This is a genomic window from Mycobacterium sp. (assembly GCF_019247615.1).
Lineage (GTDB): Bacteria > Actinomycetota > Actinomycetes > Mycobacteriales > Mycobacteriaceae > Mycobacterium.
The window spans coordinates 1-6,161 of record NZ_JAFBAT010000208.1; the positions used below are offsets into that span (position 1 = coordinate 1).

Consider the following 6,161-nt stretch of genomic DNA (forward strand, 5'->3'; position numbering starts at 1 on the left):
GAACGTCGGCAGGACCTGCGGGGTGTCGTCCACCAGATAGCGCAGCTCGCGGGGATCCATCGGGTCCGCGCCGGCCCCCAGTCCGAGGTGGTAGAGCTGGATATCGCTGCTTACCCAAGAGAATTCGATGGCAGGCAGTTCGGCGGCCAGGGCGACGTCCACATCGATCGGCATCTCAGTCAGCTCCCCCTGGCCGGCTCTGGTCGGCTCTGGTCGGCAATGTGCAGCGCCGCCAGATACCCGAACGTCATCGCCGGTCCGATGGTGCCCCCCGGGCCGGGGTAGGTGTGCCCCATCACCGGGGCACTGACATTGCCCGCGGCGTAAAGGCCTTCGATGATGGTGCCGTCGTCGCGCAGCGCGCGGCCGTGCACGTCGGTGCGGATGCCGCCCTTGGTGCCCAGGTCGCCCGGAACCATTTTGGCGGCATAGTAGGGCGGGTGGCTGATCTCGCCGAGGTTCGGGTTCGGCTTGTTGGTCGGGTCGCCGTAATAGCGGTCGTAGGCGCCTTCGCCGCGGTGGTAGTCCTCGTCCACGCCGGAGCGGGCGAAGCCGTTGAAACGCCTTACGGTCGCCAGAAATTCGTCGGCCGGAAGACCGGCTGCCGTGGCCAGTTCCTCGAGCGTGTCCGCCTTGACGATGACGCCGGACTCCAGCCATTTACGCGGAATGCGTTGCCCCGGATTGAGTCCGGCGAAGATGTAACGGTCGCGGTATTGCTGGTCGAACACCAGCCACGCGGGAATGTTCTCCCCCGGCCCGGGCCCCTGACCGAACTCGCCGCCGTACATGTGGTGACAGGCTTCGACATAGGGCATCGATTCGTTCATGAACCGCTTGCCCGACATATTGACGATGATCGAGCCCGGGGAGTTGCGCTCCGACAATGCGAACCACGGCGCACCGACCAGGGGCACCGTCGGACCCCACCACGCGTCCTCCATCAAATCCAATGCCGCGCCCAGCTTTTCACCGGCGACGATGCCGTCGCCGGTGTTGGCCTTCGCGCCGACGGTCCACTCGGTGGTGATGGGTGCGCGTTGGTATTTCACCCGCATCTGCTCGTTGTGCTCGAACCCGCCGCAGGCGAGGATCACCCCGTGGCGGGCGCGGATCAGCCGGGGCTCCGCCGCCGCCTGATCGGCTTGCGGTGCGCTGGTGTCACGGACGTAGATTCCGCGCACTCGGCCATCCTGAACGTAAAGGTCGGTGAGCGCGGTGTTGAGCAAGACCGGAACTCCGGCTTGCCGCAACCCGATTCGCAACGGCGCGATCAATGCCCGACCCATGCCGACCAGGTTCTTGCCGGTCGCCTTCGCCCACATCGTGCGGCCGCCGACCTTCAGGCTGCGCAGCACTCCCCGCGGATGACGCTTCAGCTGGTTGAGCCGGACGTAATCCTGTTGCATCACAACCACATTGAGCGGGACCTTGCCATAAGCCGGTTCGAGTGCCGCTTCGTCTTCACCGAGCTTGCGGGCGTTGAACGGCTTGGGCTCGACCGACCGGCCGCCCGCGCGACCACCCGGCGCCTCCGGGTAGTAGTCGGAGTACCGCGGCACCCAGCACATCTTCAGCGGCGTGTGCTTCAGCACGAACGACAGCATCTCCGGCCCGCGCTCGAGGTAGGTGTCGATGCGCGCCGGCTCCACCTTGCTTACCGACTTGTCGCCGATGATGCCGTGCAGGTAGGTGCGGGCCGCCTCCGGGGTGTCCTTGACGCCGTCGCGCTTGAGCACCTCGTTATTGGGAATCCAGACGCCCCCACCCGAGCGCGCGGTGGAGCCGCCGAAGTGGGGGGCCTTCTCGACGACTACTGTCGAAAGACCTCGGTGCGCCGCGGTCAAGGCAGCAACCATGCCCGCTCCGCCGCTGCCGACCACGACGACGTCGTACTCCTGGGCTGTCATGTAGAACACGTTATAGAATTGCTCGGGTTGGGCGCTACCGGCCCGGTCAAACCCACTAGTTCGAGGCGAGGGGACTTCGGAGGAAATGCTCAGTGTCGAGGTCCGGGACGAGCTGGCCGCCGACCTGGCCCAAGCCGAGCGCAGCCGCCAGCCGATCGCTCCGCTGACGTCCGCTCACCCGGAGATCGACGTCGTCGACGCCTATGAGATCCAGCTCATCAACATCCGCCAGCGGGTGGCCGAGGGAGCTCGGGTGCGGGGCCACAAGGTTGGCCTGTCGTCATTGGCGATGCAGCAGATGATGGGGGTCGACGAGCCCGACTATGGGCATCTGCTCGACGAGATGCAGCTGTTCGAGGGCACCCCGGTCAAGGCCGGCCGCTATCTGTATCCGCGCGTCGAGGTGGAAGTGGGCTTCATCCTGGCCGCGGACCTGCCGGGAGCCGGCTGCTCCGAGGACGACGTGGTGGCGGCCACCGAAGCACTGGTCCCGGCGATCGAACTGATTGATACCAGGATCACCGACTGGAAAATCGCATTGTGCGACACCATCGCCGACAACGCGTCTTCGGCGGGCTTCGTGCTGGGCGAGGCCAGGGTGTCCCCGCAGGCCGTGGACGTCAAGGCGATCGACGCGGTGCTGACCCGCAACGGCGAGGTGGTAGCCCAGGGTCGCAGCGACGCCGTGCTGGGCAATCCGGTGACCGCGGTGGCCTGGTTGGCTCGCAAGGTGGAAAGCTTTGGGGTACGGCTCCGCAAGGGCGACATCGTGTTGCCCGGATCGTGCACTCGTGCGATCGACGTGCGCGCCGGTGACGAGTTCGTCGCCGACTTCAAGGGCCTGGGTGTTGTCCGGTTGTCTTTCGAGTAAGGGACCTTTCGATATGCCATCCAAGGCGAGTGTCGCGATTGTCGGTTCGGGAAACATCAGCACCGACCTGCTCTACAAACTGCTGCGATCGGAGTGGCTGGAACCCCGCTGGATGGTCGGAATCGACCCGCAAAGCGAGGGCCTGGCCCGGGCGCGCAAGCTCGGTTTGGAGACCACCCACGAAGGGGTCGACTGGCTGCTGGCCCAGCCGGAGAAACCCGACCTGGTGTTTGAGGCGACCAGCGCCTATGTGCACAAGGAGGCGGCGCCGAAGTACGCGGAGGCGGGCATCCGGGCGATCGACCTGACGCCGGCGGCGGTCGGCCCGGCAGTGATCCCGCCGGCCAACCTCAGGGAGCACCTGGACGCGCCCAACGTCAACATGATCACCTGCGGGGGACAGGCGACCATCCCGATCGTTTATGCGGTGTCTCGGGTCGTGGACGTTCCCTATGCCGAGATCGTCGCGTCGGTGGCGTCGGTGTCGGCGGGCCCGGGCACCAGGGCCAACATCGATGAGTTCACCAAGACCACGTCCCGCGGCGTGCAGACCATCGGCGGCGCCCAGCGCGGCAAGGCCATCATCATCCTGAACCCGGCCGACCCGCCGATGATCATGCGCGACACCATCTTCTGCGCGATCCCCGAAGACGCCGACCGAGAGGCGATCGCGAAATCCATTCATGACGTGGTGGCCGAGGTGCAGACGTACGTGCCCGGCTACCGGCTGCTCAACGAGCCGCAGTTCGACGAGCCGTCGATGAACTCCGGTGGGCGGGCCGTGGTCACCACCTTCATCGAGGTCGAGGGTGCCGGAGATTACCTGCCGCCGTACGCGGGCAACCTCGACATCATGACCGCGGCGGCCACCAAGGTTGGCGAGGAGATCGCCAAGGAGTCCTTATCCGCGACGGCGCCGGGAGGGCAAGCATGACCACCGACATCTTCTTCAACCCGATCTGGGACGTCCGCATGACGGACACGTCGCTGCGCGACGGATCGCACCACAAACGCCACCAGTTCACCAAGGATGAGGTCCATTCCATCGTGGCGGCGCTCGACGCCGCCGGGGTGCCGGTGATCGAGGTGACTCATGGCGACGGGTTGGGCGGGTCGTCATTCAACTATGGCTTTTCCAAGACCCCCGAGCAGGAGCTGATCAAGCTCGCCGCCCAGACGGCGAAAGAGGCCAAGATCGCGTTCCTGATGCTGCCCGGGGTGGGCACCAAGGACGACATCAAAGAGGCGCAGGACAACGGCGGATCGATCTGTCGGATCGCCACCCACTGCACCGAGGCCGACGTTTCGATCCAGCATTTCGGGCTGGCCCGCGAGCTCGGTTTGGAGACCGTCGGGTTTCTGATGATGTCGCACACCATTCCGCCGGAGAAACTGGCCCGCCAGGCCCGCATCATGGCCGACGCCGGTTGCCAGTGCGTCTATGTGGTCGACTCCGCCGGCGCGCTGGTGTTAGAGGGCGTGCGCGACCGCGTCGCGGCGCTGGTGACCGAGCTCGGCGACGACGCGCAGGTCGGTTTCCACGGGCACGAGAACCTCGGCCTCGGCGTTGCCAACTCGGTGGAGGCCGTCCGCGCGGGCGCCAAACAGATCGACGGCTCCTGCCGCCGCTTCGGGGCCGGTGCGGGCAACGCTCCGGTCGAGGCCCTGATCGGGGTGTTCGACAAGATCGGCGTGAAGACGGGCATCGACTTCTTCGACATCGCCGACGCCGCCGAGGACGTCGTGCGCCCGGCCATGCCTGCCGAATGCCTGCTTGACCGCAATGCGCTGATCATGGGCTACTCAGGGGTCTACTCCAGCTTCCTCAAACACGCGGTTCGCCAGGCCGAACGCTACGGCGTTCCGGCGTCGGCGCTGCTGTACCGGGCCGGGCAGCGCAAGCTCATCGGCGGTCAGGAAGATCAGCTCATCGACATCGCGCTGGAGATCAAGCGCGAGCAGGAGAGCGGCGCCGTCGTTACGCATTGACGGCATTTAACGACATTGACGGGCATTGACGACAATGACGGCGTTCGCAATTGACGCCTGCGCGTTAGCTACTCGAAGTTTGTCGTTCGACTGGAAACCGGTGACTTTGTGCCGGATCCGGCCTAGGTTCGACGTTATCTACCTGCAGTGCCTTATGGGGTTGCGATGAGTTTTATGAGGTTGCCGCCGGAGATCAACTCACTGCGGATGTATACGGGCGCCGGTTCGGGTCCCATGCTTCAGGCCGCGCAGGCCTGGGAGGGGCTGTCGGCCGAGCTGGGGTACGCCGCGCAATCGTTTTCGTCCGTGATCTCCGGGTTGGCGGGCCAGGCCTGGCAGGGCGCGGCGGCTCAGGCGATGACGGCGGCGGCCGCGCCGTACGCCGGCTGGCTGAGTGCGGCGGCATCCCAGGCGTTCGGGGCCGCGGCCCAGGCGCAGGCGGTAGCCGGCGAGTTCGAGGCCGCGCTGGCGGCTACGGTGCACCCCCTGGCGGTGCAGGCCAACCGCAATGGCTTGGTGCGACTGGTGATGTCGAACCTGTTTGGGCAGAACTGGCCGGCGATCGCGCAGACGGAGTCCTACTACGAGGAGATGTGGGCCCAGGACGTGTCCGCGATGCTCGGGTACCACGGTGGCGCGGCGGCGGCGGCCGCGCGATTGACGTCCGCGCGGGCCGGTATGCCCGCCATCCCGAGCATGGCGGGTGAGCCCGCCGGCGGCGCGGGCGGAAGTTCGAGGTCGACGGGCGGGGGGGACGGCGGAAGCGGTGGCGGAAGTAGCTCCGGCGCCGGCGACGGTGGCCAGCCGATCGCGAACGCAGGCATCGGAAGCGCCGGCCTCGCCGCTGCGACCGGTGCTGGACCTCAACAGTTGGGCAGTGATGCTGTCGTCGGCGGCCAGACCGGCATTAGCGCCGGCAATGCCGGTGGTAACGGAAACGTCGGCGCGTCGAACGTCGGCGCAGGCCCGGGCGTCGTCGCCCCGGTAGGTATGGCCGCGATGATGGCAGCGGCGGCCCGGGGATCGGCGGCACCGGCACCATCGACGGCCGAGGGTCGGGCCACCCAACTTCCGGGGACGAAGGAGCCGGCTGCCGAACAAACGGTGGCGACATCGGCGACCGAAGCCGAGGAAACGATCCCGGCGGCCGCCACGCCTCTGAGCGGCACGCCGGCTGGGGCGGGGCCGACGGCGGCTATCGCCTCGCCAAAAAAGACCCCGGCGGCCGAAACTCGAGGTTCGGGCGAAAGGCTGGCGTTGCAGGACCTGGGAGCCGATACGCCGGCGGCGGATGGTGTCGCGGGGTCGAATTCGATTCCACCCGCCGAAACTTCCGCTTAGGCGCTGAAGTATCCGATTGCCGCATTTTTGATCTTGATTGCGCGATTTAT

At 66.7% G+C, this 6,161-nt stretch carries 5 protein-coding genes and 1 pseudogene; 4 read left to right on the forward strand and 2 right to left on the reverse strand.

The genetic code is table 11. The annotated features are described in order from the left end of the window. Together JO059_RS14495 and kstD are read right to left on the reverse strand one after the other, a co-directional pair. Positions 1-174 (reverse strand): annotated as a pseudogene (locus tag JO059_RS14495) (3-alpha,7-alpha,12-alpha-trihydroxy-5-beta-cholest-24-enoyl-CoA hydratase); the annotation flags it as partial. A 5-nt stretch (positions 175-179) separates the two neighbouring features. Beyond that, on the reverse strand, positions 180-1,910 hold the full coding sequence (kstD, locus tag JO059_RS14500; protein ID WP_293319832.1) for a 3-oxosteroid 1-dehydrogenase: 1,731 nt from the start codon (positions 1,908-1,910) through the stop codon (positions 180-182). Positions 1,911-1,995: 85 nt separating this feature from the next. On the opposite strand from kstD, the gene JO059_RS14505 reads away from it, so the two are divergent. From JO059_RS14505 to JO059_RS14520, 4 genes are all read left to right on the forward strand, one after another. Next, positions 1,996-2,781 (forward strand): 2-keto-4-pentenoate hydratase, encoded by a 786-nt coding sequence (locus tag JO059_RS14505; protein WP_293319834.1) that lies wholly within the window; start codon positions 1,996-1,998, stop codon positions 2,779-2,781. A 13-nt stretch (positions 2,782-2,794) separates the two neighbouring features. Beyond that, the gene (locus JO059_RS14510; RefSeq protein WP_293319836.1) at positions 2,795-3,715 is read left to right on the forward strand and encodes an acetaldehyde dehydrogenase (acetylating); all 921 of its coding nucleotides are present in this window, start codon (positions 2,795-2,797) and stop codon (positions 3,713-3,715) included. Then, the gene (dmpG, locus tag JO059_RS14515) at positions 3,712-4,770 is read left to right on the forward strand and encodes a 4-hydroxy-2-oxovalerate aldolase (RefSeq protein ID WP_293319838.1); all 1,059 of its coding nucleotides are present in this window, start codon (positions 3,712-3,714) and stop codon (positions 4,768-4,770) included. Before JO059_RS14510 ends, dmpG begins: the two co-directional genes overlap by 4 nt. Positions 4,771-4,935: 165 nt before the next feature. Continuing rightward, positions 4,936-6,111: a PPE family protein gene (locus JO059_RS14520; protein WP_293319840.1), complete on the forward strand. Its 1,176-nt coding sequence runs from the start codon at positions 4,936-4,938 to the stop codon at positions 6,109-6,111. Positions 6,112-6,161 lie beyond the last annotated feature (50 nt).

What these genes read in the sequence shown, in the direction of transcription:
- JO059_RS14510 (WP_293319836.1), top strand. Translation starts at nt 2,795, where the DNA reads ATGCCATCCAAGGCGAGTGTCGCGATTGTCGGTTCGGGAAACATCAGC.
- dmpG (WP_293319838.1), top strand. Translation starts at nt 3,712, where the DNA reads ATGACCACCGACATCTTCTTCAACCCGATCTGGGACGTCCGCATGACG.
- kstD (WP_293319832.1), bottom strand. Translation starts at nt 1,910, where the DNA reads ATGACAGCCCAGGAGTACGACGTCGTCGTGGTCGGCAGCGGCGGAGCG.
- JO059_RS14505 (WP_293319834.1), top strand. Translation starts at nt 1,996, where the DNA reads ATGCTCAGTGTCGAGGTCCGGGACGAGCTGGCCGCCGACCTGGCCCAA.
- JO059_RS14520 (WP_293319840.1), top strand. Translation starts at nt 4,936, where the DNA reads ATGAGTTTTATGAGGTTGCCGCCGGAGATCAACTCACTGCGGATGTAT.